Annotated in this window: 26 protein-coding genes and 8 pseudogenes; 21 read left to right on the top strand and 13 right to left on the bottom strand. The window is 68.7% G+C overall.

The genetic code is table 11. From position 1 onward, the window contains the following. Positions 1 to 18: 18 nt before the first annotated feature. The 4 genes and pseudogenes from AY578_RS33945 to AY578_RS33140 all read left to right on the top strand — a co-directional run. Positions 19 to 402 (top strand): annotated as a pseudogene (locus tag AY578_RS33945) (ATP-binding protein); the annotation flags it as partial. A gap of 1,368 nt (positions 403 to 1,770) precedes the next feature. Next, positions 1,771 to 2,352: a carbonic anhydrase gene (locus AY578_RS33150; protein ID WP_028961218.1), complete on the top strand. Its 582-nt coding sequence runs from the start codon at positions 1,771 to 1,773 to the stop codon at positions 2,350 to 2,352. Positions 2,353 to 2,366: 14 nt separating this feature from the next. Beyond that, on the top strand, positions 2,367 to 3,860 hold the full coding sequence (locus AY578_RS33145) for a SulP family inorganic anion transporter (RefSeq protein ID WP_037954277.1): 1,494 nt from the start codon (positions 2,367 to 2,369) through the stop codon (positions 3,858 to 3,860). Positions 3,861 to 4,284: 424 nt separating this feature from the next. Continuing rightward, positions 4,285 to 5,164: pseudogene (locus AY578_RS33140) on the top strand (IS5 family transposase). A 12-nt stretch (positions 5,165 to 5,176) separates the two neighbouring features. Here the strand turns inward: AY578_RS33140 and AY578_RS34285 are convergent. Next, positions 5,177 to 5,653: a DUF7919 family protein gene (locus tag AY578_RS34285; protein ID WP_168713492.1), complete on the bottom strand. Its 477-nt coding sequence runs from the start codon at positions 5,651 to 5,653 to the stop codon at positions 5,177 to 5,179. A gap of 72 nt (positions 5,654 to 5,725) precedes the next feature. Continuing rightward, positions 5,726 to 6,751, bottom strand: a pseudogene (locus AY578_RS33135) (IS630 family transposase); the annotation flags it as partial. Here AY578_RS33135 and AY578_RS33940 point away from each other — a divergent pair. Continuing rightward, positions 6,713 to 6,979 (top strand): annotated as a pseudogene (locus tag AY578_RS33940) (transposase); the annotation flags it as partial. The pseudogenes AY578_RS33135 and AY578_RS33940 sit on opposite strands and share 39 nt — an antisense overlap. Before the next feature lie 198 nt (positions 6,980 to 7,177). Further along, positions 7,178 to 7,399 (top strand): hypothetical protein, encoded by a 222-nt coding sequence (locus AY578_RS33125; RefSeq protein WP_136239531.1) that lies wholly within the window; start codon positions 7,178 to 7,180, stop codon positions 7,397 to 7,399. 4 nt (positions 7,400 to 7,403) lie between these two features. Here the strand turns inward: AY578_RS33125 and AY578_RS33120 are convergent, their stop codons facing one another. Further along, positions 7,404 to 8,216, bottom strand: a complete 813-nt coding sequence (locus AY578_RS33120; RefSeq protein ID WP_019525511.1) for a TSUP family transporter — start codon at positions 8,214 to 8,216, stop codon at positions 7,404 to 7,406. 84 nt (positions 8,217 to 8,300) lie between these two features. Between AY578_RS33120 and AY578_RS33115 the strand changes: the two genes are divergently transcribed. The 3 genes and pseudogenes from AY578_RS33115 to AY578_RS33105 form a co-directional block, all read left to right on the top strand. Further along, a complete protein-coding gene (locus tag AY578_RS33115; RefSeq protein WP_028961220.1) occupies positions 8,301 to 9,104 on the top strand; it encodes an AraC family transcriptional regulator in 804 nt (267 codons plus the stop codon). Between the two features lie 24 nt (positions 9,105 to 9,128). Next, a pseudogene (locus AY578_RS33110) lies at positions 9,129 to 9,380 on the top strand (hypothetical protein); the annotation flags it as partial. Next, positions 9,379 to 9,621 (top strand): annotated as a pseudogene (locus tag AY578_RS33105) (ATP-binding protein); the annotation flags it as partial. The pseudogenes AY578_RS33110 and AY578_RS33105, both read left to right, overlap by 2 nt. Before the next feature lie 148 nt (positions 9,622 to 9,769). Here the strand turns inward: AY578_RS33105 and AY578_RS33100 are convergent. Then, positions 9,770 to 10,666: an alpha/beta fold hydrolase gene (locus AY578_RS33100; RefSeq protein ID WP_019525514.1), complete on the bottom strand. Its 897-nt coding sequence runs from the start codon at positions 10,664 to 10,666 to the stop codon at positions 9,770 to 9,772. Positions 10,667 to 10,768: 102 nt separating this feature from the next. On the opposite strand from AY578_RS33100, the gene AY578_RS33095 reads away from it, so the two are divergent. The 4 genes and pseudogenes from AY578_RS33095 to AY578_RS33080 all read left to right on the top strand — a co-directional run bounded on the left by AY578_RS33095 (position 10,769) and on the right by AY578_RS33080 (position 13,840). Next, positions 10,769 to 11,656 carry a LysR family transcriptional regulator gene (locus AY578_RS33095; RefSeq protein ID WP_028961221.1) on the top strand — a complete coding sequence of 296 codons (888 nt, stop codon included), beginning with the start codon at positions 10,769 to 10,771 and terminating at the stop codon, positions 11,654 to 11,656. A gap of 72 nt (positions 11,657 to 11,728) precedes the next feature. Then, positions 11,729 to 12,784, top strand: coding sequence for a tartrate dehydrogenase (locus AY578_RS33090; RefSeq protein WP_028961222.1), 1,056 nt, complete (start codon positions 11,729 to 11,731; stop codon positions 12,782 to 12,784). A 133-nt stretch (positions 12,785 to 12,917) separates the two neighbouring features. Further along, positions 12,918 to 13,262, top strand: a pseudogene (locus AY578_RS33085) (cation:dicarboxylate symporter family transporter); the annotation flags it as partial. 20 nt (positions 13,263 to 13,282) lie between these two features. Continuing rightward, entirely contained in the window at positions 13,283 to 13,840 is a 558-nt protein-coding gene (locus AY578_RS33080; RefSeq protein ID WP_026243928.1) for a GNAT family N-acetyltransferase, read from the top strand. Positions 13,841 to 13,871: 31 nt separating this feature from the next. Here the strand turns inward: AY578_RS33080 and AY578_RS33075 are convergent, their stop codons facing one another. The 6 genes from AY578_RS33075 to rpmB form a co-directional block, all read right to left on the bottom strand. Beyond that, the gene (locus AY578_RS33075) at positions 13,872 to 14,639 is read right to left on the bottom strand and encodes a class I SAM-dependent methyltransferase (RefSeq protein ID WP_026243929.1); all 768 of its coding nucleotides are present in this window, start codon (positions 14,637 to 14,639) and stop codon (positions 13,872 to 13,874) included. A 78-nt stretch (positions 14,640 to 14,717) separates the two neighbouring features. Continuing rightward, the gene (locus AY578_RS33070; protein WP_028961224.1) at positions 14,718 to 15,923 is read right to left on the bottom strand and encodes an aminotransferase class V-fold PLP-dependent enzyme; all 1,206 of its coding nucleotides are present in this window, start codon (positions 15,921 to 15,923) and stop codon (positions 14,718 to 14,720) included. A 5-nt stretch (positions 15,924 to 15,928) separates the two neighbouring features. Continuing rightward, on the bottom strand, positions 15,929 to 17,266 hold the full coding sequence (locus AY578_RS33065; protein ID WP_028961225.1) for a pyridoxal-phosphate dependent enzyme: 1,338 nt from the start codon (positions 17,264 to 17,266) through the stop codon (positions 15,929 to 15,931). Continuing rightward, complete coding sequence (locus tag AY578_RS33060; RefSeq protein ID WP_028961226.1) at positions 17,263 to 18,786, bottom strand: Y4yA family PLP-dependent enzyme; 1,524 nt, start codon at positions 18,784 to 18,786, stop codon at positions 17,263 to 17,265. The genes AY578_RS33065 and AY578_RS33060 overlap by 4 nt, the downstream gene beginning before the upstream one ends. A 210-nt stretch (positions 18,787 to 18,996) precedes the next feature. Further along, on the bottom strand, positions 18,997 to 19,302 hold the full coding sequence (gene rpsN / locus AY578_RS33055) for a 30S ribosomal protein S14 (protein ID WP_019525523.1): 306 nt from the start codon (positions 19,300 to 19,302) through the stop codon (positions 18,997 to 18,999). Next, on the bottom strand, positions 19,302 to 19,538 hold the full coding sequence (gene rpmB, locus AY578_RS33050) for a 50S ribosomal protein L28 (protein WP_028961227.1): 237 nt from the start codon (positions 19,536 to 19,538) through the stop codon (positions 19,302 to 19,304). Before rpmB ends, rpsN begins: the two co-directional genes overlap by 1 nt. A gap of 64 nt (positions 19,539 to 19,602) precedes the next feature. On the opposite strand from rpmB, the gene rpmG reads away from it, so the two are divergent. From rpmG to AY578_RS33010, 8 genes are all read left to right on the top strand, one after another. Further along, positions 19,603 to 19,767 carry a 50S ribosomal protein L33 gene (rpmG, locus tag AY578_RS33045; RefSeq protein WP_019525525.1) on the top strand — a complete coding sequence of 55 codons (165 nt, stop codon included), beginning with the start codon at positions 19,603 to 19,605 and terminating at the stop codon, positions 19,765 to 19,767. A gap of 45 nt (positions 19,768 to 19,812) precedes the next feature. Next, positions 19,813 to 20,070: a type B 50S ribosomal protein L31 gene (locus tag AY578_RS33040; protein WP_019525526.1), complete on the top strand. Its 258-nt coding sequence runs from the start codon at positions 19,813 to 19,815 to the stop codon at positions 20,068 to 20,070. Then, positions 20,067 to 21,218: a GTP-binding protein gene (locus tag AY578_RS33035; RefSeq protein ID WP_028961228.1), complete on the top strand. Its 1,152-nt coding sequence runs from the start codon at positions 20,067 to 20,069 to the stop codon at positions 21,216 to 21,218. Before AY578_RS33040 ends, AY578_RS33035 begins: the two co-directional genes overlap by 4 nt. Positions 21,219 to 21,248: 30 nt before the next feature. After that, entirely contained in the window at positions 21,249 to 21,485 is a 237-nt protein-coding gene (gene rpsR / locus AY578_RS33030; protein WP_019525528.1) for a 30S ribosomal protein S18, read from the top strand. Positions 21,486 to 21,531: 46 nt separating this feature from the next. Then, positions 21,532 to 21,702, top strand: a complete 171-nt coding sequence (rpmF, locus tag AY578_RS33025) for a 50S ribosomal protein L32 (protein ID WP_019525529.1) — start codon at positions 21,532 to 21,534, stop codon at positions 21,700 to 21,702. Positions 21,703 to 21,708: 6 nt separating this feature from the next. Further along, positions 21,709 to 22,884: a GTP-binding protein gene (locus tag AY578_RS33020; protein WP_019525530.1), complete on the top strand. Its 1,176-nt coding sequence runs from the start codon at positions 21,709 to 21,711 to the stop codon at positions 22,882 to 22,884. Between the two features lie 86 nt (positions 22,885 to 22,970). Further along, positions 22,971 to 23,219, top strand: coding sequence for a transcriptional repressor (locus tag AY578_RS33015; protein ID WP_019525531.1), 249 nt, complete (start codon positions 22,971 to 22,973; stop codon positions 23,217 to 23,219). After that, a complete protein-coding gene (locus tag AY578_RS33010; protein ID WP_019525532.1) occupies positions 23,219 to 23,434 on the top strand; it encodes a hypothetical protein in 216 nt (71 codons plus the stop codon). The genes AY578_RS33015 and AY578_RS33010 overlap by 1 nt, the downstream gene beginning before the upstream one ends. 51 nt (positions 23,435 to 23,485) lie before the next feature. Here AY578_RS33010 and AY578_RS33005 read toward each other — a convergent pair whose 3' ends face one another. The 3 genes and pseudogenes from AY578_RS33005 to AY578_RS32995 all read right to left on the bottom strand — a co-directional run bounded on the left by AY578_RS33005 (position 23,486) and on the right by AY578_RS32995 (position 25,600). Next, positions 23,486 to 24,136 (bottom strand): DUF5131 family protein, encoded by a 651-nt coding sequence (locus AY578_RS33005; RefSeq protein WP_234008132.1) that lies wholly within the window; start codon positions 24,134 to 24,136, stop codon positions 23,486 to 23,488. A gap of 534 nt (positions 24,137 to 24,670) precedes the next feature. After that, positions 24,671 to 25,064: pseudogene (locus AY578_RS33000) on the bottom strand (DUF2267 domain-containing protein). Between the two features lie 56 nt (positions 25,065 to 25,120). Continuing rightward, the gene (locus AY578_RS32995; RefSeq protein WP_136239778.1) at positions 25,121 to 25,600 is read right to left on the bottom strand and encodes a YflT domain-containing protein; all 480 of its coding nucleotides are present in this window, start codon (positions 25,598 to 25,600) and stop codon (positions 25,121 to 25,123) included. Between the last annotated feature and the right edge of the window lie 82 nt (positions 25,601 to 25,682).

Genomic DNA, 25,682 nt, shown 5'->3' with positions numbered 1-25,682 from the left:
GACCCGAGCCTGGCTGACGACCTGGTGCTGCCCAAGGAACTCGCTGTCCGCCATGGCCGCCGCTTCCGCAACGGCCTGCGGCTGTCGAAGCTGCCGCACCACAAGACACTGGAGGACCACTGCTTCTCCTTCCAGCCCGAACTCGCCCCACGCAAGGTCAAGGACCTGGCGACCCTCTCCTTCGTCGAGGACAAGGCCAACGCCGCCCTGCTCGGGCCGCCCGGGATCGGTAAGACGCACATCGGCGTCGCCCTGGCCGTCGCGGCCTGCCAGGCCAGCTACTCCATCTACTTCACCAGCGTCGACGACATGGTCCGTCACCTCAAAGCCGCCGAGGACCAGGGCCGGCTGATCAGCAAGCTCACCAACTACCTCCGGCCCAGCGTCCTCATGGTCGACGAGTGTCCACGATCAAGAGGAAGCTTCAAGATTGTCATGCACAGAGCGGTCAGTCTGCGACTGCTGCTACGCCGCTGTGAGCCCGCTGTGCAGCGCGGACTACGCGGAGACCGGGTTCACCCAGCCCGTTCAACAGGCGACGGCCTGCTCAAAGTCGTGTCGACCAAAGCGAGGGTCGTAGCAGGGAACTGGATCGTCAGAGCGGCATCGCCCGGCCTGCGCTTCGCCCCCGGCCGGCGAGGGTCCTGGGGCTTCTTCCTCCATGTGGTGTCCGGCTCACTCGCCGCCCGCCCGGTCTGGCCACGGCCATGGACCCTCCCGCCCGCAAGTTGCTGGCGTGCAGACCCACGACGGCGCCCGCGCGGACCGACACGAATGGTACGGCGCAGGCGACCTGCGGCCGGTCGCGACCGCCACCGCAAACTACGCGGGCAACAACTGCGGGCCACCTCGCTCCCGTCGAACCCATCAGGCGGTCCGGGTTCGACGGGAGCACCCGGAATCCCTGTGTCATGCAGGTCATCGCAACGGTGGCGTTGGAGACAGGGCACGCGCCTCATGACAGAACTCCACTGCGGGTGGCCCAGCCGACTGTGCCGTCGTGTTCGCTGGCGGGGAGTCGGACGTGGCCGGTCATGCCGAGGGCGGCAATGCTCTCGCACCGCGGAGACACCGGCGCCAGCGACACCACCGCACTTCACAGAAGCAGTTTCACGCCAGCTCCACCTCCGTTTTCAGGCTCTCTTCAGCAGGAAACGTTAAGTTAACCTCGCAAACAACTTTGCCGAGTTAAGGTACTTCTTGACCGACCATTGACCGTCTGTTGGCGCGAGCAAGAGGTTCGCCTACTGCCTGGAGGGGCGCATGTTCCGAGGTGCGACGGCCCGGACCGTGGTTTCGGCCCTCGCCGCCGTCCTGATCACCCTCCAGCTCTTCACCCCCAGCGCGGTCTTCGCATCCGCACACACGGCCCGTCATGTCGAGGCCAAAGCTCAGTTGGGAATCCAACCTTCAGAGAAGGCCCCGCGCACGGGCACCGAACTCTCTCCAAAGGCGTTGCGCGACGGGATTGTCAACTGTCGCAGCACCGGCCGCGGGGGCCCGACCGGTCCCCTGTGCATCCGGGACCGGCTCCGTACCGCGGACTCCGCACCTGAAGACCGGAGCGGCAGTTGCTGAGGCAAGACCCGTCGGCGGAACACGAGCCGGCCGGACCCGGTGACGTACACCATCGCACGTCGAGATCGTCAACAGCGCACTGCCCGGCCGCCCCTCAGCTCTTCCGCTGCTGAGGAACAGAGACGCTCCCCCCACCTCTGTCATGTAAGCCCGACGCGCTCCCCATGGCGCGCCAGGAGGAGTCACCACACTATGCAGCCCCTCATCGACAACGCCCGCACCTTCGGACAGCGCCCTGAGGAGTTCGCTCGCCTCGCCGAGGGTCAGTCCCCCGACGTACTGTTCATCACCTGCTCCGACTCCCGGGTCGTACCAGCCCTGATCACAGGCGCCCAGCCCGGCGAGCTCTTCGAGCTGCGCACCGCGGGCAACATCGTCCCCCCGTACGCCTCCGACACTCCCACGGGCGAGAAGGCCACCATCGAGTACGCCGTGCAAGTGCTAGGCGTGCAACACATCGTGGTTTGCGGCCACTCCCACTGCGGCGCCGTCGGCGCGGTCGTGCGCCACGACGACCTGAACGCCGTACCCGCCGTACGCGACTGGCTCGCGCACGCCGCGGAGGAGCCCACGTGCTCCGACACCAGCGACCCTACGGTCGCCGAGGCCGTGCAGAACCATGTCCTCACGCAGCTGCTTCGGCTGCGCTCCTACCCGTGCGTCGAGAAGCGCCTCGCGACCAGTGAACTCCAGCTGCACGGCTGGTACTACGAGGTCCACACCGGCACCGTGCGCAAACACCGCACGCTGACCGACACCTTCGAGAGTCTTTAGGGGAGTTGGCGACCATGTTGTCCAAGTTCCCTCACCTGAGGCAGGACTTCTTCGCCTCCATCGTGGTGTTCCTGGTCGCCGTGCCGCTGTGTGTCGGCGTCGCGGTCGCCTCCGGCGTCCCGGCCGAGCTGGGACTCGTCACCGGCATCATCGGCGGCCTCATCACCGGGCTCATGCCCGGCAGCAGCCTTCAGGTCTCTGGGCCGGCCGCCGGCCTGACCGTAATCGTCTTCGAGGCCGTCAGCGAGTTCGGAGTGGCCACCCTCGGCGTGATCGTGCTGATAGCCGGACTGCTCCAGCTCGCCATGGGCTTCCTCAAGATAGGCCGCTGGTTCACGGCCATCTCCGTCGCCGTCGTCGAAGGCATGCTCTGCGGCATCGGCCTCGTCATCATCGCCGGCCAGATCTACGCGGCAGCGGGCCGGAAAGCCCCAGAGACCGGCATCGGCAAGATCGCCAGTCTGCCCCGGGCGTTCGCCGACGCCCTCGGCAACAGGGAGACCCTGGCCTCGCTCGTGGTCGGGGCCGCCACCGTCGCCGTGATCGTGCTGTGGAAGAAGCTGCCCAAGAAGGTGCAGGCCGTGCCAGGCGCCCTCGCGGCAGTGGTCCTGGCCACCCTCGCCACGCTCGCCTTCAACCTGCCCGTCGCCACCGTCCAAGTGGAAGGCTTACTCGGCGTCATCCAACCGCCCGGATCCGACGCCTTCGGCGAGCTCGCCGCCCCGGCCATCTGGGGCACCATCATCGCGTTCACGCTGATCGGCTCCGCCGAGTCGCTGTTCAGCGCAGCGGCCGTGGACCGCCTGCACGACGGTCCACGTACCCAGTACAACAAGGAGATGATCGCCCAGGGCACGGGCAACACCGTGTGCGGTCTGCTCGGCGCGCTGCCGATGACCGCGGTGATCGTGCGCAGCTCCGCCAACGTCAACGCGGGCGCCAAGACCAAGGCGTCCCGCGTGCTGCACGGCGTGTGGCTGCTGCTGTTCGCCGCCGCGCTGCCCTCTGTGCTGGCACTGATCCCGATTCCCGCCCTCGCCGGCATCCTGGTGCACGCGGGCTGGAAGCTGATCCCGTTCCGCCAGATCGCGGAGCTGTGGCACAGCCACAAGGGCGAGGCACTGATCCTCATAGTCACTGCCGTGGCGATCGTCTCGGTGAACATGTTCGAGGGCGTACTCATCGGTCTGGCCCTGTCGGTGGTCAAGACCGCCTGGGAAGCCTCGCACCTGAAGACGGAGATCATCGACAAGGGCGCCGGACCGATCCAGGTGTACCTGTCGGGCAACGCGACCTTCCTCAGGCTGCCGAAGATCCTCGACAGCCTGGAGGCCCTGCCCCAGAACCGCCCGGTGGAGCTGGACCTGTCCGGCCTGCACCACCTCGACCACGCCTGCCGCACGGCCCTGGAGGACTGGGCCGAACGGCACAGCACGAACGGCACGGAACCCGTGAAGGTCACCGAACCGCTCAAACGCGCAGCTCAAGAGACGCCGTCGAACACCTGACACCGCTCAGCAGCGCGGTGCACACCACACCCGCACCACCGTCTCCCACCCTGCCAACGCCGTGAGTGATCACCGCGCCGCTTCGACGTGTGCTTCCTCCTTTCAACTGCCTGGGCCGCTACAGCATTCGTGCCAGTGACCCGGCCGACGCGGCCTGCGCCCGCCGGAGACACGGGCGAGGAAGACGCCGGGTGAGTTCCGCCAGGCACCTCGGGGTCCCTGCGGCCCAACGGCCCGGCCGCAGGGACCCCGAGGGGCCGCTCCGCTGTCCGGACCGGAGGGGCCTGCCTGACTACCGGCCCACGGCCCGGTCACGAACGGCCACACACCGCCGAAAGTGCCGGGCCCGAATCCCTGACTCAGGTCACTAGGTCGTGTCCGATGGGTCGTGTGACCGGCCCCTCGGTGGATCGTTTCGGTCGTCGTGGGGCGGGGTGATCTTTCGGATGAGGAATGGGCTCGACTGGAACCGCATCTGCCGAGGAGTGCGGGGCGGGGCGGACGGTGGCAGTGCCACCGCCGGGTGATCAACGGGATTCTGTTCCGGCAGCGAACTGGCCTGCCCTGGCCGGACTTGCCGTCCCGTTTCGGGAAGTGGAAGACGGTTCATGACCGTCATCGCAGGTGGTCAGCAGACGGCACGTGGGAGAGGATCCTGCGGGCCGTCCAGGCCGACGCCGACGCCGAGGGCCTGATCGACTGGAGCATGGTCAGCGTGGACTCCACCTCCTGCCGGGCCCACCAGCACGCGGCTGGTGCTCACTCCCGCCCGCCGAGAGTCCCCGGCAGACGAAGCACGCCGGTCCCGCACCGGACCGACGAGGCCCTGGGCCGTTCCAAAGGCGGCCTGACCTGCAAGATTCATCTGGCGGGTGAGGGCGAACGTCGACCCCTCGCCTTCGTCATCACTCCCGGCCAGTGGGGCGATGCCCCACAATTGATCCCCGTACTGGAACAGATCCGGGTTCCGCGGCAGGCCGGCGGACACCCTCGTACTCGGCCCGATCACCTTGGCGGCGACAAAGCCTATTCGTCGCGCCGCAACCGTCGTTATCTGCGGCGGCGCCAGATAAAGCACACGATCCCGGAGCCCAGGAACCAGCGTGCCAACCGTCAGCGGCGGGGCAGTAAGGGGGGCCGTCCGACCGGGTTCGACAGAGAGATCTACCGGCGTCGCAACGAAGTGGAGCGGACGATCAACCGGCTGAATATCTCCGTGCGGTCGCGACTCTTACGACAAGAGGGCCTACGGTTTTCACGGGACGGTCACCGTCGCCTCGATCCGGCTCTGGCTGGGTACATAGGTTAGCTCGGGCCTACTCCAGCAGGAGTTCGACGTCATCCGGGATCCAGGGGAAGGGGACGTTGGGCCATCGCGCGGCGGCCCATGCGTCGAGATCGACGGCGAGCACGGCTTCGATGAAGACCTGCGGCGGTCGGTAACCGTGATCGCTGACGTAGTGCGTGATCAGGAACGGAGCGGCATAAGCGATCCCGGGCTCGCCCGGGATCCGAACCTCGCCATTCCCTTCCGGAGCCTTTTCCTCAGGGCACAGGTCGCATTCGTGCATCCCGAGACAGACGTTCATCCACTGGACCTGCTGAACAGCCTTCAGCTTCTCCACGAACGCGGTGGGGACCGTTCCAGTCGAGTACGGCTTGCCGGCTTTCAGCCACCCGATGTTCAGGCGGGTGTACGCCGGGCGGTACCAGAGCGCGTAGAAGCCCGACTCCCTGTCCGTGAACGCATCCTCGTCCTGGTAGTCGTACTCGCTGAGATCTTCGTAGAACACTCGTACATCATCGCCGCATCGCTTCCCTGACGCCCCAGCAAGCCACGACCTATCGGACACGACCTCGTGACCTGAGTCAGAGGTTCGTCGGCAGTAGGCGGCGACTTTGTCGAGGATCTCGTCGGCGGTCTTCGTCCAGACGAACGGTCGTGGATTGTTGTTCCAGTCGGCGAGCCATGCTCGGATGTCGCGTCCGAGGGCCTGGACGGAGCGGTGGACACCGCGCTTGAGCTTCTTCTGCGTGAGTTCGGCGAACCACCGCTCCACCAGATTCAGCCAGGACGAACTCGTCGGCGTGAAGTGCAGGTGGAAGCGGGGATGTGCCAGCAGCCACTGCTTGACGGCGGGCGTCTTGTGGGTGACGTAGTTGTCGAGGATCAGGTGCACGTCGAGGTCGGCGGGCACTTCCTTGTCCAGCTTGGCCAGGAACTTCTTGAACTCGACGGCCCGGTGCCGCCGGTGGAGAGAGCCGATGACCTTGCCGGTGGCGACCTCCAAGGCCGCGAACAGTGTGGTGGTGCCGGCCCGGACGTAGTCGTGGCTGCGGCGTTCGGGAACACCGGGCACCATCGGCAACACGGGCTGGGACCGGTCCAGGGCCTGGATCTGCGACTTCTCGTCCACACAGAGGACCAGGGCCTTTTCCGGCGGGTCCAGATAGAGGCCGACCACGTCGCGGACCTTGTCGATGAACAGAGGGTCGGTAGAGAGCTTGAAGGTCTGCGAGCGGTGCGGGGCCAGAGCGAATGCCCGCCAGATTCGCGAGATCGCGGACTGAGACCATGCCGGTGGCCGCTGCCATCGACCTGGTCGACCAGTGGGTGGCGTTCTTCGGCTTCTCCTCCAGCGTCTTGACGATGACCCGCTCGACGTCCGCGTCGGTGATCTTCCGCGGGACACCGGGCCGCGGCTCGTCGGACAGGCCGTCCAGGCCGCGTTCGATGAAGCGCCGCCGCCAGGTGCGAACCGTGTCCGGAGCGACCCGCAGCCGACGGGAACCTCCATGATCGAGTGCCCCTCGGCGCACTCCAGCACGATCCGCGACCGCAAGGCCAGAGCCTGAGCCGTCGAGCGACGCCGCACCCAGCCCTCCAGCACGGCCCGCTACGCCTCGGTCAACGACAACGGCGGAATCTTCGGACCCGGACGGCTCATGCCCAACCAACGACGAATCTCCGACTCAGGTCACTAGGCACCTTCCGCTGGGTGGTCGAGCGGACGATCTCCCGGCTGCACGGCTTCCGACGCCTGCGCATCCGCTGGGAGAGACTCGACGACATCCATGAGACGTTCCTCGGCCTCGCCGTCTGTCCGATCACGCACCAGGACGGCCAAAGGCTTTGTGAGGACCAGTTATCCCGAACCTTCCGGCGTCACGGACCCCGAGATGTGAAAGGCACTCACCGAACGCCGTGAGCTCACCGAACAACGTGCCGCCGCGGTCCCCGAACGGGACCTGAACGAAGGCAAGCCGTGGACGACCGCACTCGGCCCACGACCGACGGGTAAGAAGGTCGCGGCGCGGTGGCACCGGCACCAGCAGGTCGTCGCCGCGTACCGCGAAACCGCTACCGGGTCACCGACGACCGCGCGCTGGGTCCGGCCGCGTCGTCGGATGCGCAGAGGATCGACGCCGCCCGCGCGGAGGCGGCGTTGAAGCGTGCCACGCGGCTCGGTCAGCAGGTACACGTAGGCGACGACAGCATGGATCTCTTGATCGAGACCCGGCACGGCCGCTCGCTGTGAGCGGTTACACCCCGGTTGTTGTCAGCAGCGGGAGAGCCACTGCTGACAACACGACGGCGAGGAGGCCGACGTAGGTCCAGGCGTGTACCCGGTCGGGGATGCGGGGTGGGCGGCGGCGGAGCACCACGATGACTGGGATCGCTCCGGCGAGGAGGAGGGTTGCGGCGCCGAGGTCGACGATCCCGACGGCGAACACTGCACCGTGCACGTTCGTGTGGCGGGCGAGGAGGAACACGATAGCGGCGGGGATGCTGATCGCGAGAGTCAGAGGGTTCGCGAGTGCTGCGGCTTGCCCCATCGGGAGGCCAGCGCGGCGCAGCAGCGGGACGGTCATGACGCTGCCGCCGACGCCGAGAAACGACGCGACCGCGCCGATGGGCGCGCCGAGCGTGGTCGGGATCGCTCGTCGTGCGCGAGTCTGTGGCTCAGAGGTGGTGGGGCGGAGGAATCCGGGGCGGGCGAGCATGTCGATGATCGTGACGGCCACGTAGATCACGAACCCCCACGAGCTCACCTCCGCCGGAACAGCCAGAGCAGCCAGTGCGCCGAGGAGTCCGCCGGTGGCGAGCAAGCTCAGGAGCATGCCGCGGCTTCGGAGGCGGGCGAGGATCGGGTGCGGTGTGGCTGCCGTGGCGACGGCCGCGTTGACGACCATGACGAGCGCCGACGTCGCGACCGCGACGGTGCCCGCGGCGGGGCCGAGGGTGGCATCGGCCCAGATGATCACGGGGACAGTGACGAACCCTCCTCCGAAGCCGAAGAGCACCGTGGACAGGCCGGTGAGGACGCCGATGAGGACGAGTACGAGAACGGTCACGGGACCTATTCCAGCGAAGATCCGTCTCACGAACATTCGACTGTCGGGCAAGAAATATCGAGTTCCGGCCAGTAGTCTGGGCAGGTGAGAAACGTGACGCTCGCGCAGGTCGATGCACTGCCGGTGGCCGTGTTGCCGATCGCGACGGTCTACCCGCCGGGGCATCTGCTGGTCTGGCATGAGCATCGGCGGGCGCAGTTCCTCTACGCGGCGACGGGAACCATGCTGGTCGAGACCGACCACGGGGCGTGGACGGTTCCCGGTGAGCGGGCAGTGCTGATCCCGCCGGACAGGCGACACCAGGTACGGATGCTCGACGTGGAGACCAACAGCCTCTACATCGACCCCGCCGCCGCCCCGTGGTGGCCGACCGAGTGCCGAGTCGTCGAGGTTGGCCCCCTCCTGCGGGAACTGCTGCTGGCCGCCTCCGACATCGATCCCCGCGACGGACTCGGCGATCGCAACCGGGCGCTGCTGGAGCTGATCCTGCATGAGGCGTCCCGGCTCGCCGAAGTGCCTCTGCATATCCCGATCCCGCGCGCAGAGCCATTCGCCGGGCTGTGCCGCCGCTACCTCGCCGACCCCGACCTCACGGTCGGGAACGCCGACTGGGCGCGCGAAGCAGGAGTGAGCGAACGGACCTTCACCCGCCGGTTCCGCGAAGAGGCCGGTATGAGTCCCGCCGCGTGGCGCTCGCGCGCCCGGCTCCTCGCCGCGATACCGCTGCTGCACCACCAGAGCGTCACCGAGGTCGCTGCACGGCTCGGTTACGCCACGCCGGCCGCATTCTCGTACGCCTTCACCCGCGCCTTCCGTACAGCCCCCTCACGGCTTCACACATCATCGCGGCACGACCCGGCTGACTTAACGCTGATCAATCACAGCTGACTCAGGGCGACGCCGGAACATCGCATGCGTCGCGACCACCCGCGGGAAGGACGGAGCAACGTCTGCCGCGCCAGTACCGAGGCTGAGCCCGTCAAGGCCGCTGAGCCGCAGCCGGCGAAGAAGGTGGACGACCAGCTCATCGACGAGTTGGTCGGCGGTGCTCAGGCTGAGGACCTGCAGCTGACCGGCGAGGGTGGGCTGCTCCAGCGGCTGACCAAGCGGCTCCTGAAGTCCGCCCTGGAAGGCGAGATCACCGACCACCTTGGCCATGACAAGCAGTGCTGCGCCCCACGTGCGTCGCGCTCGCCTTGCAGATGAAGGAGGAAGAGGGCTTCTCCTGGTCGCTCAGCTGACCCAGAAATGGGGTACACGGCACACTCACCACAGCAAGAGCATTTGGTGCGAACAGCAGGTCGCCGCATCGCTACCTCCGCGGTCAGCAATATCCTCGGATGCGACCAGGCTGAGCGAGCACGATCTCCTCAGACCATGGCTGACGCAGCGATGGTCGTCCTGAGCCACCCACCTGCCGGACGCAGCGGTGCGGCATCGATCGAGTCGGACGTGCTCACTGAAGTCGCTGACCCCGTCATCGAGAATTTGAGGGCTCCGGCCCGCTTCCCGACCTGCGTTTGATTGATCTGCGAGCCGTGGGGGCCGGGTTCCTATTGCCTGCCCTGAAGAAAGGCTTCCAGGAGCTTCGCGGTCCGATCAGGGGCTTCTTCCGGCACGTAGTGGTCGCAGGGCAATGCCTGGCCTTGCACGTCTGTGGCGTATGAGCGCCACACATCAAGCACGTCATAGTGTCGGCCCACGAAGCTGTGTTCCCCCCACAAGGCGAGCAGAGGGCTGATGACACGTCGGCCCGCGTCGTAGTCGGCATCGTCATGGACGAGGTCGATACTCGCGGCGGCGCGGTAGTCCTCGCAGGAGGCATGGATGGCCGCTGGGTCCGAAAAGCAGCGCACGTACTCGTCCAGCGCATGAGGGCTGAAGGGGGTTCCGCCATGATGGCGGGCATCCATCCGAGTACGGACCCAGAAGTCGGGATCGGCGCCGATGAGGTGTTCGGGGATGTTGTTGCCGGCAGCGAGGAAGTACCAGTGGTAGTAGCCGAGCCCGAAGTCGGTGTTGGCCTGTTGGAAGGCGTGACGCGTGGGTACGATGTCCAGAACGGCCAGGGCCGAGACGGCCTGCGGATGGTCCAGAGCGAGGCGGTGCCCGACCCGGCCCCCGCGGTCGTGGCCCACGACGGCGAAGCGGTCGAAGCCCAGTTCCCGCATCACCAGAAGCTGGTCGTACGCCATCGAGCGCTTGGCATAGGCACCGTGGTTGGGATCAGAGGGCGGCTTGTCGCTGTCACCATAGCCACGCAAGTCAGTCAGAACCACAGTGTGCCCGGCTGTCAGCAGCGGAGCCACGTGGTGCCAGATCAGATGGGTCTGGGGGTAGCCGTGCAGAAGCAGCACGGGCGGACCGTCACCACCGATGCGGGCATGGATGCGCACGCCCTCGGCGTCCACGACACGACGGGCGAACTCAGGGGGGAGCAGGTCGGTCATGCCTCGATCACACCAGTCCTCAGGAACCCCGGTCCAACACTGATCGGCGACAATGCTTATAGGGGTGGCCTATAAGAAGCGTCGAAGCGCGGAGGTACAACCATGGATGTCAGGCAGCTCGAGTACTTTCTGGCGGTCGTCGACCATGGCGGATTCAACCGTGCCGCTTCGGCGCTCTACCTGGCTCAGCCTTCCCTGTCGCAGGCGATCCAGGCACTGGAACGCGACCTGGGCAGCGACCTCTTCCACCGTATCGGCCGCAGGGCCGTGCTGACCGAAGCCGGGATCGCCCTGATCGAACCGGCCCGCGCGGCCGTCCGCAGTCTGGAGATGGCGCGCGCCACGGTGCAATCCGTGCACGGCCTGCACAGAGGCCGGGTCGACATCGCCGCGATGCCTTCCCAGTCCATCGAACCGCTCACCGCCATGATCAGTCGCTTCACGAAGCGGCACCCACAGGTTTCCGTGGCGATCCAGGCGGCCTTCACCTCAAGGGACGTCACGGAGATGGTGCGCACCGGTCAGGCCGAGCTGGGACTGGTGGCCAGCCCCGCCCCGCTCCCGGCCAACGACGTGCGGCCCTACCCGGTCATGAAGCAGAAATTCGTCCTGCTCGCCCCGCCCGACGGCCCCTTTCCACCCGGTGCCCCCGTGCGGCACGAACAGCTGGCCGAGCAGCGTCTGATCGTCGGCCAGCAGGGCACCGGGATGCGCAAATACGTCGACGATCTCCGCAGTGCCGGAACGCAGTGGACAGTGGCCGTGGAAACCGAGCACCGGATCGCGATCGTGCCGCTGGTGCTGGCCGGAGTCGGGCTGGCTGTTGTGACCGACTCCTGGCGGGACTTCGCCGAGAGGGCGGGGGCACTCGTGCTGGACATCGAGCCGGCAAGGAACCTTCATGTGGCGCTGGTCAGCAGGAAGGAAGCGCTGACCCCGGCGGCCCATGCGTTCCTCACCTGCGCGACCGAGAGTCCCACAGACAAATAATAGGCGCTCCCTATAAGGCACATGGATTGTCCGTCTTGGACGTCACACGGCGCTCGTTGCTGCAATCCCCACATGCCCAACCACCGCATCGCTCTCATCCCCGGCGACGGGATCGGCACTGAAGTGCTGCCTGCTGCCCGCCAAGTCCTCGACACCGTCGCCGCCCGACACGGCATCACCTTCGCCTACGACGAGTTCGACTGGTCCTGCGAGCGCTACCTGCGCGAGGGCTCGATGATGCCCGACGACGGCTTGGCACAGATCAAGGACCACGACGCCATCCTTCTGGGCGCTGTCGGATACCCCGGCGTGCCGGACCACGTCTCGCTGTGGGGACTGCTCATCCCGATCCGCCGCAGCTTCCGCCAGTACGTCAACCTGCGGCCAGTCCGGGTCTTCGAAGGTGTCGCCAGTCCACTGCGCAACGCTGCACCCGGCGAAGTCGACTTCGTCGTTGTACGCGAGAACGTGGAGGGCGAGTACAGCGAGATCGGAGGCCGCATGAACCGCGGTTTCCCTGATGAAATGGCTGTCCAGGAAGCGGTGTTCACCCGTGCCGGAATCAACCGGGTGCTCGATTACGCCTTCGGCCTGGCCGCACGACGCGGCGGCCGACTGACGTCGGCCACGAAGTCCAACGGCATCGTGCACACACTCCCCTTTTGGGACGAGCTCGTGAACGAGCGCGCTCAGTACCACCCCAAGGTGGTGTGGGACCAGGAACACATCGACGCCTTGGCCGCCAAGTTCGTGCTCGAACCCTCACGCTACGACGTCGTGGTCGGCTCGAATCTGTTCGGCGACATCCTCAGTGACCTCGCTGCCGCGGTCGCCGGTAGCATCGGCATCGCTCCGGCCGCCAACCTGAACCCCGAGCGTGAGTTCCCCTCCATGTTCGAGCCGGTGCACGGCTCCGCCCCTGACATCGCCGGACGCGGTATTGCCAATCCGCTCGGCGCCATCTGGTCCGCCTCCATGATGCTCGATCACCTGGGCCACCCGGCCGCAGCCGCCGACATCACCGACGCGATCGCCGCCGTTCTGGCCAAGACTTCCGCGCGCACCCCGGACCTCGGTGGCTCGGCCGGCACCGCCGAGTTCACCGAAAAGCTGCTCGAACTTCTCTGACCGCGCCACTGGTCCCATCAGCCTGGACGAGGCCGCCCTCAGGCCCACCCTTCTCGACTCGGATCCGGATTCCCCGGAGCCGCGCGCCTCCCCGGGTGCGCCGCGCCTGCATACGTCAATGAAGAGACACCTCATGGCCGCCACCGCTCCGCCCCGCAGCCGCTCCACCTCACCACCCACACCCTGGCACCGCCAGTTGTACTTCTGGGTGCTACTCGCCGTCGCGCTCGGCATTCTCGTCAGTGCCCTCCGGCCATCGACCGGGCTCGCGCTGAAGCCTGTCGGCGCGGGCTTCGTGAGCCTGATCAGGATGATGATCCCGCCGATCATCTTCTGCACGATCGTGCTGGGCGTCGGCTCGGTTCGCAAAGCTGCCGAAGTCGGTGCGGTGGGCGGGTTCGCTCTCGGCTGCTTCTTGGCCATGTCGACCGTCGCCCTCGCGCTGGGTCTGCTGGTCGGCAATCTCCTGGAGCCCGGCCCCGTGACAAGCTGATGCGCGTGACAGCATCCGAAGTCGCCGCACCAGCGTTCACCCAATTCACTCGTCCGTCCGAGCTGCCCTCCTCGGTGAAACGCGAACTGGCCGCATGCTGGGCCGCGGTGGTCAACGCCGGCGGCGCGGTCATCCCGGCGGACTGCCCGCTCCCGCCCCTGACCTCCGCACACACGGAAGCCGCCGTTGACCGGATCGCCGGGCAACTGGCGCCCGAACACTGCAGACTCGTGGTGGCCACCGTGGACGGCGTCCTCGCGGGCTGGCTGCTCGTCCGACGTGAGGCGCATCCGCTCGAAGCCCACTGCGGCACGGTGAACCACGTGCAGACGCACGTGCACTTCCGGGGCTCGGGGGTCGGGGCCGCGCTGATGCGCCGCGTCCGGCGGATCGCGCGGGAGGAGATGGGCCTGGAACGGCTGAAGCTGACGGTGCGGTCCGGCCTGGGGCTCGAGGACTTCTACGGCAAAGCCGGATGGGCGGAAGTGGGGAGATGGCCGGGCGCGCTGCGCCTGTCCCCCGGCGACGACCGGGACGAGATCCTGATGAGCCTCACCCTGTGAGGGGACCGGATCATGAGCGAGTTCGGCGCTCTCAGTCTTTCAAGGCCACCAGCACGCAGCTGTCCCCCACCTGCCAAACCGGCGTGACCCTGCTGAAACCCGCCTCCCGCAGGAGTTGGGCGTGGCGGCTCACCGGCAGGTGCCAGTTCTCGCCCCCGCCACCGGAGGACGGGCGATTGCGCTCACGCTGCTCGAAGAGGTTCGCCAGCTCCGGATCCGCGGCCGCTGCCGACCACCAGGACTCCCAGTCCTCGTGGCTCATGCCGCCCGCGCGCTCCGCCCGACGGCGTCCCACGTGGGCGGTGAGGTCGGAACAGGAGCGCGCGTCCGGCGGGAAGTGGTCTCCGTTGATCAGCGCTCCCCCGGGGCGCAGCAGGGCCGCGATGCTCCGGTACGTCTTCAGCAGGGCGGGAGCCTGGAGGTAGTGCAGGGCCGTCGTCGTGACGGCGCCGTCCAGGCCGTTCTCCAGGCCGAGGGCGTCGGTCCAGCCGTCCGTACCGATCACCGCGTTCACCCAGCGCGCGACGTGCGGGTGATGCGCACGCGCCAGCTCCAGCAGCATGGGGTCCATGTCGACCGCGACGATCTCCGCCTCCGGCAGCCGCCGGGAGAGCCGGGCGGACAGGGACCCGGGGCCGCAGCCCAGGTCGAGCAGGGTCGGCCGGGGGCGGTCGACGCATACGTGCTCCACGACGTCGCAGATGACGGTGAAGCGCTCCTCGCGGTCCAGCGCGTACCGCTGCTGCTGCCGCTCCCAGCGCTCGACCCAGGTCCTGGCAGTCTCCATGCTCACGCTCACCGGTTGCGCACCTCTTCCGTCTCCCACCTCTAACGACTACCGCGTAATCTACAGGTGGAAACGGTTATCAATACCCATTCACGCTAGGGAAGCCAGCACCTCCAGCAGGTGGTCGATCTCCTCGCCGGTGTTGTAGACGTGCAGGCTCACCCGGACGGAGCCCTCCTTCTTGTCCGCGCCCGCCTGGCACAGGCTGTCGGCCCGGACCATGAAGCCGTGGCTGAAGAGGATGAAGCCCAGGTCGTCGGAGGGTATGTCGCGGTGCCGGAAGGTGACGATGCCGTGCCGTCGCTGGGCCGCGGGCAGAGCGGAGTCGGCGGCCAGGCTGGCGGGGCAGCCGAGGATCTCGTAGGCGTCCAGTCGGCGCAGTCGGTCGGTCAGGCGGCCGGCCAGCCCGGAGACATGGGCGGCGATGCGGTCGACGCTGATCGCATCCAGCCAGTCGAACGCCGCCATCAGGGACACGATCCCCGCGGTGTTGGGGGTGCCCTGCCAGCCCCGGGGCAGCAGGGCCGGCCCCCGGGTGTTGCGTGCCCACACCGCCCCGGTGCCGGGCAGCGCCAGGGTCTTGTGCCCGGAGAAGACGACGAAGTCGACGTCGAGGGCGGGGTCGGCGAGCCGGAGCGGCAGGTGCCCGACGCTCTGTGCCGCGTCCAGGCAGATCGGCACCTCGGGGCCGACAGCGGCACGGATGCGGTGGACGTTCATGTCGCCGCCGTAGACATGGTGCACGTGGGTCGCGGCGACGAAGCGGGTGCGGGGGCCGACTGCGTCGGCGAGGGCGCGGTGGTCGTAGTCGCCCGATGCCTGCCGTGGCAGGGCGCGCACCCGCACCTCGGTGCCGCGTTCGGAGAGCAGGCGCTGGGTCTCCAGCCACGGTTCGAGGTTGGCCTGGTGGTCGGCGAACGGGACCAGGATCTCGTCGCCGTCGGTGAGGTGTCCGGTGAGCCAGTCGCGGGCGACGGTGCGCAGGCCCTCGGTCGTCCCGCCGGTGAAGAGCACGGTGGAGTGGTCCGGCGCGGGGTCCCCGAGGAAGGACCTGACCCGCTCACGGGCCTGTTCGACCAGTTCCGTGGTCCGGTTGGCCCACGGGTAGGTGCCGCGGCCCGCGTTGGCGTTCGTCGTCGTCAGGTAGGTGTGCACCGCATCCAGGACGGCTTGCGGCTTCTGGGAGGTCGCCGCGCTGTCCAGGTACACCAGCTCCGGGTGCGCGGTGATGATGGGGAACTGGGCGCGCGCCAGGGCCTGCCAGTCCTCGCCGTCGCCGGGCGTCTCGTCGGGCATCGGGCTCACTCCCTCACCAGCGGTGCGCCCGCGTCCCGCCAGGCCACGATGCCGCCCGCGAGGCTGCGCACGTCGGGGTGGCCCATGCGGGTCAGGAGTGCGGCGTAGCTCAGCGACTTCTCCCCCACGGGGCAGGCGAGCAGTACCGGGGTGCGTTTGCTGAACGGCAGACCGGTCCGCACCAGTTCGTCGAAGACCTCGTCGACAATGTTGGTCGATCCCTCGATGTGCAGGGCGGCGTAGGCGTGTGGGCCGCGCAGGTCGATCACCAGCGGGCGCGGTTCATCACCGGTCAGCCACCGCTGTGCCTCTACGACATCGACGGTACGTGCCTCGGCACGGACCTCGGCGTCGGTGAGCGACGCGGCCGAGTGGCCGCGTCGTGCCCTGCCGAGCAGCTCGGGGCGGCGGTCGCGGACATAGCTCAGATAGCTCTCGGCCCGGTCGCAGACGATGAACACGGCGGTCTGCCGGTCTCCGGTGCCCGCCAGTTCGGCGTCGACCGCGGCGAGTCGGCGGACCGCGCCCTGGTAGGCCGCGCCTCCGGTCGGCCCGGACAGCAGTCCGCAGCGGCGGATGAGCGTGACCATGCCGTCGATGGCCTCCTGGGAGGTGACCGACGCGATGGAGTCGTACGTCGCCGGGTCGAACAGCCCGACCTGGTGCACCTCGTCGATGGTGCGGATGCCCGGGATGAAGTCCGACTTGTCGGCGACCAGCCCGAGCACGCGCACCCGCGGGTCGTGCTCGCGCAGCACCTTGGCGACACCGGTGGAGGAGCCCGCCGTGCCCACACAGGCGACGAACCAGTCGGGGGCCCGGCCGTCCAGGTCCTTGACGATCTCGGGTCCGGTCCCCGTCGCGTGCGCCTCGACGTTGCGCGGATTGAAGTACTGATCGGTGTGCAGGTAGGTGCTGCCGGGCTCGGACAGCGCCTGGTGGAAGCTGGTCAGCGGATCGTCGGTGTCCGTGGGGTCGAGGCACTCGCTCCGCCCGGGCAGCTCCTCGATCTCCGCGCCCAGCAGGAGCAGCAGTTCCTTGATCTCGGGTACGCGCATCCGGTTGGTGACGCTCTTGAACTTCAGCCCGTTAAGGCCGGCCAGGAGCGCGAGGGCCTTGGCGGTGTTGCCGCTGGACAGTTCGACGACCGTGCCGTCGCCGCCTGCCGCCTCCGACAGGAGCGGACGAGCCATGTGCCAGGCGGGGCGGTCCTTGACGGACCCGAAGGGGTTGAGCATCTCCAGCTTGGCGTAGAGGTCGATGTGGCTCAGTCCGTGGACGGACGCGTCGATGCGGACCAGCGGTGTGTTGCCGATGGCATCGGTGATGCTGTCGTACCTCAAAACGGCCCTTTCTCCGGGTGTATGAGCGGCCAGTAGTCCTCGTCAGGGCACCAGCGCCACGTGCCGGCCTCCTGCGTGACCGCCACCGACCGTGCGACAGGCTGCCGTTGCGCGCGGTGGGCATGGAAGTCCATGGCGTACCCGGCGGTGTTGACGAAAACCAGGACGTCCCCAGGGCGCGGCAGCCGCGGCAGGTACACCAGTCGCCGGGTGATCAGGTCGGCCTCCAGGCACAGGTTTCCGACCAGGTGGACGCCGACCGGGCCGTCGCCCCCGGTCCCGCCACAGCACGGCTCCCCCGGGGTTCCGTCACGGGGCAGCAGGACAGGGTCCACGAGCACGCCGTGCTCCTCCAGGCTGACGTCCCCCGCGTTCATGCCCAGGCGCACCAGGTACCGGTCGGGAGCCTCGCTCGTGGGCCGCACCTCCAGCACCCGGGCCAGTGACACCCCGCACTGGTCGACGAGGGCCCGTCCCGGTTCGATGTACAGGTCGTTCAGGTGCTCCAGCAGCAGGGTGGCCGGCGACCGGCCCAGGGCCGGGGCGGGACGCATGAGCAGTTCGTCGAGGTAGCCGGGCCCTGCGACGGACCGGTGGGCGGGGTACAGCGCCGCCGTGCCGCGTACCGTGCCGCCCTCGGCGCGCAGCCCGTAGCCGTGGCCGCGCCAGGTCAGCGGCGGGCGTACCCCGAGTACGGCCTCGCTCAGCGCGGTCGTCCAGCGCTCCCACTCGGCGGCCTCGGCGACGTAGCCGACGCCGAACCCCCCGCCGATGTCCACGGCGCCCGGTGCCAGGCCCCGCGCCCGGCACTCGTCCATCAGCAGGACACATCGCTCCAGGGCACGGGCCTTCTCCTCCAGGCCGTTGGTGTCCAAGTGGTACGCCAGGCCGACGAGTTCGACGGCATCCCGACGCTCTTCGAGCGCCGACCACAGCGCCTCGGCCTCGGCGGCCGGCGTGCCGAACCGGCTGCCGCGCGACAGGACCCGCGTCCCGGCGCCGCCGTACCCGGCGTCCGACTCGAACCCCGACAGGCGTGCCAGTACCCGTGTTCTGCTCAGGCCGTGCCCGCGGACGAGCTCGGCCAACTGCCGCAGCTCACCGGCCGAGTCCACGTTGACCGTGGCTCCCACCCGGGCCGCGAGCCACAGGAACTGCGGATCCTTCGGCCCGGTCGCCATCACCCGGTCCCCCGTGAACCCGCAGCCCAGCGCGTGTTGAAGCTCTCCCAGGGAGGCCACGTCGACGCCGACGGCGGCCGGATCGCACGCGGCCAGCCTCCGCACCAAGGCGCTGGACCGGTTCGCCTTGTGCGCGAAGTACACGCGGCCGGAGAGGCGGTGACGCCGGTACACGGAGAGGAACCGCGCGGCGTTCTCCGCGACCACCTCGGGGAGCAGCACGTTCAGCGGTGAACCGAGCGCGTCCACCAGCGAGTGCAGGAAGCTCACCTCCCCGAGCAGCGAGGCGAGCGGCGGCTCCACCCGCGGCCTCAGATACAGGGGCGCGTCCTTCGCCACATACCCTCCCCACGTCCACGTGTCGCCGCCTGATGGTGACGACAATCGTTCCGGGGGTAGTCGTTTCCACCTACACGCGCCGCTAAGCCTCGTCTTGGGTGCGCCACGCCATATCCCGGTCCCGGCGCTCGCCCGGACCGGTCCGGGCGCGGCGGGCAGGCACGACGAGGAGGGGGCGGCACGCCCGTGCCGCCCCCTCCTGTCCGGCCGTCACCAGGACGACTTCGTCACCCCCGGCAGGAATCCGGCGTGGGCTTGCTCGCGGATGTTGACGCGGGAGAGGCCGAACTTGCGCAGGTGGCCGCGGGGGCGGCCGTCCACGCTGTCACGGTTGCGCACGCGGGTCGCACTCGCGTCCCGGGGCTGCCGGCGCAGTTCCACCTGCGCCGCCGCCTTCTCGTCGTCCGTGGTACTCGGCGAGACCAGGACGGCCTTGAGTTCGGCGCGCCGCTGAGCGTAGCGGGCCACGATCAGCTTCCGCTTCTCGTTCTTCGCGATCTTGCTCTTCTTCGCCATCAGACACGCTCCCCACGGGCTCGGATGCGGGCGACAGCGGCCTCGATGCCGATCGCGTCCACGGTCTTGATGGCTCGCGCGCTCAGGCGCAGGCGCACGTTGCGCCCCTCGCTGGGCAGCCAGTACCGCTTGTTCTGGATGTTCGGGTCGAACCGGCGTGAGGTGCGCCGGTGGGAGTGGGAGATCTTTTTGCCGGAGACCGGCTCGGCGCCGGTCAGCTGGCAGTGGGCGGACATACGGGTTCGGCCTTTCTCTACACCGGCGTACCGGTAATGGAAATCATTGTCGTATGCTACCCGCATGGCTCGCAACGAACTGCGCCCGATCGTCAAGCTGCGCTCCACCGCCGGCACCGGCTACACGTACGTGACCCGTAAGAACCGCCGGAACAACCCGGATCGGCTGGTCCTCAGGAAGTTCGACCCCGTCGCCCGGCGTCATGTCGACTTCCGCGAGGAACGCTGACCGCACCGGTTCCCGCCCGCCCGCACTCCGAACCAGGGACACCCCATGAAGCCCGGAATCCACCCCGCCTACCGCCCGGTCGTCTTCCGCGACAAGGCCGGTAACTTCGCCATTCTGACCCGCTCGACGATGACCAGTGAGAAGACCATCGAGTGGGAGGACGGTCACACCTACCCGGTGGTCGACGTCGAGATCTCCTCCGCGAGTCACCCCTTCTACACCGGCACCGCCCGCGTGCTGGACACCGCCGGACGCGTCGAGCGCTTCGAGCGCCGCTACGGAAGGGACGGAGGCCGGCGATGACCCCGGAGGGACCGATGCCCGTGGTGGTCGTCGGCGGCATGCACGCCGACGCCCGCCGCGAGACGGTCGCACAGCTGCTGCGCGAGGTGCCCGGCAGCGTCGCCCTGCACCACGACCTTTCCACCGGCCAGGCCGGCGCGGTACGCCGCAGCGTCCGCGACACCACGGGCACCACGTCCTGGGGTGAGATGCCCCTGGTCAACGACTGCGCCTGCTGCGCCCTGCGCGAGGATCTCGTGCCCGAGCTGGAGCGACTGGCCGACGGCGGTCTCACCCGCCTCGCCGTCGTGGAACTGTGGGACTCCGTGGAACCCCGCGGCATGGCCGAGGTCATCGCCGCCCACGGCCAGGGCGCCTTCCGGCTCACCAACGTGCTGACCGCAGTGGATCCCGCGCTCGTCCTGCCCTGCCTGTCCGACGGCGACGACCTGGCGGAGGCCGGTCTCGCCGCGGCGCCCACGGACCAGCGCACCGTGGGCGACACCTTCGCGCGGCAACTGGAGTACGCACCGGTCCTTGCCGTGTCCGACAACCCCGAAACCGGACTGGGCGACCTCGCGCTGCTGCGGCAGTTGCACCCGGCAGCCCGCCAGGTCCGGGTCTCCTCCGGGCAGTTGGCCGCCGCCGCAGTCGCCGGTTTCGACGTGGCCGCGGCCGCTGCAGCCCAGCACCCCGCCTGCGCCCGGCTCCCGCACGACTGCGACGAGGAGGGTGTGAGCACCCTCGTCTGGCAGCGCCGGCGCCCCTTCCACGCGGGCCGCCTCTTCGAGGCCCTGGAGGACCTGTGCTGTGCCGCGGCCCGCAGCCGAGGGCGGTTCTGGCTGGCGGACCGGCCGGACACCCTGCTTGCCTGGGACGCGGCCGGGGGCGCGCTGTGCGTGGAGGATGCCGGCCCGTGGATGGCCTCCCTGCCGGACGCCGCCTGGGAGATGATGCCGGCCGAGCGCCGTACCGCGGCCGCCCTCGGCTGGCACCCCGAGCACGGCGATCGCTGCCAGCACCTCGTCTTCACCTCTCCCGACCTGGACCGCGCGGGGCTGCTCTCGCTACTGGACTCCTGCCTTCTCACGGATGACGAGCTGGCCTCCGGGCCCGGCGCCTGGCCCCGGCCCACCGGCTTCGACCACCTGCTCGACACCACCGCCTGACCCACCCCGCCGAACGACCGAGGACGTCACATGCCCCGCCCCGCCAAGGCCGCCCTGGCCCGCAAGAACCGGCCGAACCCGCTCGACGCCGCCAAGATCACGTACATCGACTACAAGGACACCGACCTGCTGCGGAAGTTCATCTCCGACCGCGGCAAGATCCGCAGCCGCCGGGTCACCCAGGTCAGCCGGCAGCAGCAGCGGCAGATCGCCACGGCCATCAAGAACGCCCGCGAGATGGCCCTGCTCCCCTACGCCAGCCGCTGACCCCCGCCTCGCCACCTCCCGGCTCCCCACTGACGAAAGGACCCCCATGGCCGTCCCCAAGCGCAAGATGTCCCGCAGCAACACCCGGCACCGTCGCGCCCAGTGGCGCGCGACCACCCCGGCGCTCGCCCCCGTCACCGTCGACGGAAGCACCTACCTGGTGCCCCAGCACCTGCGGAAGGCCTACGAGCGCGGCCTTCTCCGCCCGGAGGACTGACGGAGCATGCCGCACGACCGACTGCCCGTGACCGTCCTCTCCGGGTTCCTCGGAGCGGGCAAGACCACCCTGCTCAACCACCTGCTGTCGAACCGCGAAGGACTGCGGGTCGCCGTCATCGTGAACGACATGAGCGAGATCAACATCGACGCCGCGCTGGTGCGCGGCGGCGAGGCCGCCCTCTCGCGCACGGAGGAGCGGCTGGTCGAGATGACCAACGGATGCATCTGTTGCACGCTCCGTGACGACCTCCTCGACGAGGTGGACCGCCTCGCCAGGGAAGGACGCTTCGACTACCTGCTGATCGAGTCCAGCCGCATCTCCGAGCCCATGCCGGTCGCCGCCACCTTCTCCTTCACGCGCGACGACGGGGCGACGCTCGACGACCTCACCCAGCTGGACACCATGGTCACCGTAGTGGACGCGGCCAACTTCCTGGCCGAGCTGGGCACCGGCGACGAACTCGCCGAGCGGGGCCTCGCGCCCTTCGAGGACGACGAGCGCACCGTGAGCGACCTGCTGATCGACCAGGTCGAGTTCGCCGACGTGATCGTCCTGAACAAGCTCGACCTCGTCGACGGCGTCTCCGCCGAACGGCTGCGCGGCGTCCTCGCCCGGCTCAACCCGGGCGCGCGCCTCGTCGAGACGGTCCGCGGGCAGGTGCGCGCCTCGGACGTGCTCGGAACCGGCCTGTTCGACGTGGAACAGGCGCAGCAGGCACCCGGCTGGGTGCGGGAGCTGAACGGCGACCACGTCCCGGAGACCGAGGAGTACGGGATCTCCTCCACCCTGTTCCGCGCCGACCGGCCCTTCCACCCGGGCCGACTGTGGCACCTGATCACCGAGCGGTTCGACAGCGGTGAGTTCGGGACGGTCCTGCGCAGCAAGGGCTTCTTCACGCTGGCCGGGCGCCCCGGGGTGACCGGCCTGTGGTCCCAGGCCGGGTCCGTCGCCCGATTCGAGCCCGCCGGTATCAGCGAGGCCGGTACACCCGGGCAAAGGGCCCAGGAGCTCGTGTTCATCGGTACCGAACTGGAGCCGGCAGCTCTGCACTCGGCGCTGGAGGACTGCCTGCTGGACGGCGAGTGGAGCGGCGGTGAGGATCCCTTCCCTGTCTGGGACGTCCCCGAGGCCCACGAGGCCTGCTCGCACGAGCAGCACGAGGTGGGGCTGCCCGTCTGAAAAACCCCGGGCCGGGTGATGGTCGCAGCCACGGCATCACCCGGCCCGGTCAGCCTGGTACCGGCGTCATCCACCGGCAGGTGACCATGCGCGGCTCCGCTCTCGCGAACCAGCGCTCGACACGGCAGCGCCGCGAGCTGCTGACTCTGTTCCAGGCGGGCGAGGACTTCGCCTCCGCACGGTTCCTGCACGCGGTGGCCGAGGCCAAAGGCATCATGGTCGGCCTGACCACCGTCTACCGCACTCTCCGTCTTCTGGGGGCGGACGGCGGCGCGGACGTGTACTGCGGCCGGATCCAGACGTCGTGGCGAAGGAGGCAGAGGCAGTACCGGTAATGGCGGCCAACCTGGAGCAGTTGCTCCGCGCAGACCGGCCGGTGAAGCTTGTCGAGCACACCTTGGAGATCTTCGGCTCCTACTACGGACAGGTCACCGAGCCCGTGGCCCGCAAGGCCGTCAAGTACCCGCACAGCGAGGGCAGGACACCCAGCACCGGCATCGGCGAGAAACACACCCGCGACCTGGTCGTGCACCCGTCCGTACCGAGCTGACAGCGTCAGCCACGGCCGCCGGCACCACCGGCCGACCGCGCCCGCCTCGTCTCAGACCGCGGCCGGAACAGGCATCTGGTCCCACGTCCGGCCTTTCAGCTCACGGCCGCCGGCCTTCGGGGTCCGGCCGCCCCACTGCTTGAAGATGAAGGCCACCCCGGCCTGCTGGCAGGTGTCCCGGATCCGCCACACCCAGGCCTCGTCCAGCGTCCGGTGCCCGGGCCCCGACTCGCCGCCCGCGATGACCCAGTCGATCCGGGACGGCTCCAGACCCTCCAGCGGCCCCATGAGAGGCTCGCGCGACAGGAACCTCACCGTCGCCGGTACCTGACGCAAGTCGTCCACGCGCGGTAATTCCCTCGCGCTCTCCACGGACACACCCATCCACAAGTTGTCCGGCCACTCCAGCCGGTCGGCGACCTGCCGCAGACACCGGGCCCGCTTGGTGAGCACCTGGTAGGTGTGCTGCGGGATTTCGGCGATCACGTCGAAAACGCGGCGCACGTAGTCGAGCGGCACCCTCGCGTGAAACACGCCGCTCATGGAATTCACGAACACCGTCCACGGGCTCTTCCACCCGTACGGCACGGAGAACGCGTCCGGGTGCACGGTCAGGCCAAACCCGGGCCCGGACGTGCGCGGGTCACCGTCGGCCTGGTATCTCGGCGATCCCACCGTCTTCAGCCGCTTCGCCAGCGTCAACGCGTAGCAGTTGTCGCACCCCGGGGAGACACGGTCGCAGCCTGTCGTGGGGTTTCACGTCGCCTCGGTCCACTCGATCGCACTGCGGTCACTCACCGGCCGGCCCTCCGTGCCCCTCGAACCGAGCCTCATCTGACGACGAAGCCGTGGCCCGCTGTTTGCACAGCGACCCGTCGCACCACTGGACACCGGCATCCAACCATCAGACGGCCACACCGTACTCATTACCCCAGCCATCGAACGCGCGCTCCCAGGGCATCTGGTGGCACACATGCTGAAAACCAGCCGCCTCGCCGACCGCTGGAGACCGCACCAGGCACCCCGGACGCTCGTGCCGTAGGCCGCAGTGAATTCGATGCAGCGGCCGCGTAGTGGTGACGCTGGTCCACGCGGCTGAGTAACTTCCCTCTCTCATGCCTTCGTTCGGCTGGAAGCTGGGAAGCAGCTCAGGGGCTCGAACCATGCCCCCTGACTGTTCAGCGAGTCAACGCCGCAGCCGATGAGTAGGTGACGTGTGCCCAATGCGTCGGCATGTCAGCTTGTGAGGTCCGGTTTGCCGAACAGGACGGCGTAGCCGGAGGGGAGCTGGCTGAGGATCTGGTTCAGCTCGCCGCCGCTGACGGCTTCGGCACGTGTGGTCAGGACCGCGCTGGCGTCCCACTCGGCCGTGCGGAACCGGGCTCCGACGCGCTCGGCGACCCTGCGATTGAACTCCTGGATCCCGAAGTTCTCGGCCTGCTGTGCCTTGGCTTCGGTCAGTTGCTGTCCCAAGGGCTCCGGGAGCTGGGAGGCGAGGTCGTCGGCCTCGGCCCGGGTTGATCCGTTGGGCGAGGACCGTCAGGACGGCTTCGGTGACTGCTGCGGCTTCGTCCTGGCTCTTGTATTCGCCAAGTTCTCGTACGCGGGCGAGGAACTCATGGTGCTGCATCCTCTGTCACCTCCGGTTCATGGACGCCAGGGAAGCCATGTCCGGCGTGTGCTTGTTCAGGACTCTCGCCACGCCAGCTTGATCAGCATGTTCTTGGCTTCGTCGGCCACGTCGGGGTCGGCCACGACGTCGTAGCGGCCGGCGATGATCTGGCTGCGGGAGGTGAAATCGCGCCGCCCTCCGGTGAGGGCGTGACCGATGAAACCGAAGACGGCCCCGAAGCCGGCGCCGTAGGCGAGAGCGCTCAGCAGGAGAGCGAGGGCGCTGCTGGACCCGCGGGCGAACAGCGACAGCAGCAGGCCAATGAGCAGGCCGAACCAGGCGCCGGAGCCTGCGCCGGCCAGGGCCGCGCGACCACGGGTGAGACGGCCGAGCACCGTTTCGACCATTCTCAGGTCAGAGCCGATGATCGCGGTGCGCTCAACAGGGAAGCCGTTGTCGGACAGGAAGTCCACGGCGCGCTGGGCGCCTTCGTAGGTCGGGTAGGAGCCGACCACGGGCCGGTCGAGGTTCGGCGCAGGCAGCTGATCGGTCATATCGTCTCCCTGAGATAGGGCGGCGCCCGCGGCCACCGAGGAACCTCGGCAGCCACGGGGCAATCGCCAGGGGCGGGTGTTC

Source organism: Streptomyces thermocarboxydus (assembly GCF_024760485.1).
GTDB classification, from domain to species: domain Bacteria; phylum Actinomycetota; class Actinomycetes; order Streptomycetales; family Streptomycetaceae; genus Streptomyces; species Streptomyces cellulosae.
The sequence above is the reverse complement of the archived record's forward strand: the minus strand, read 5'-3'. Positions and strand labels throughout refer to the sequence as shown.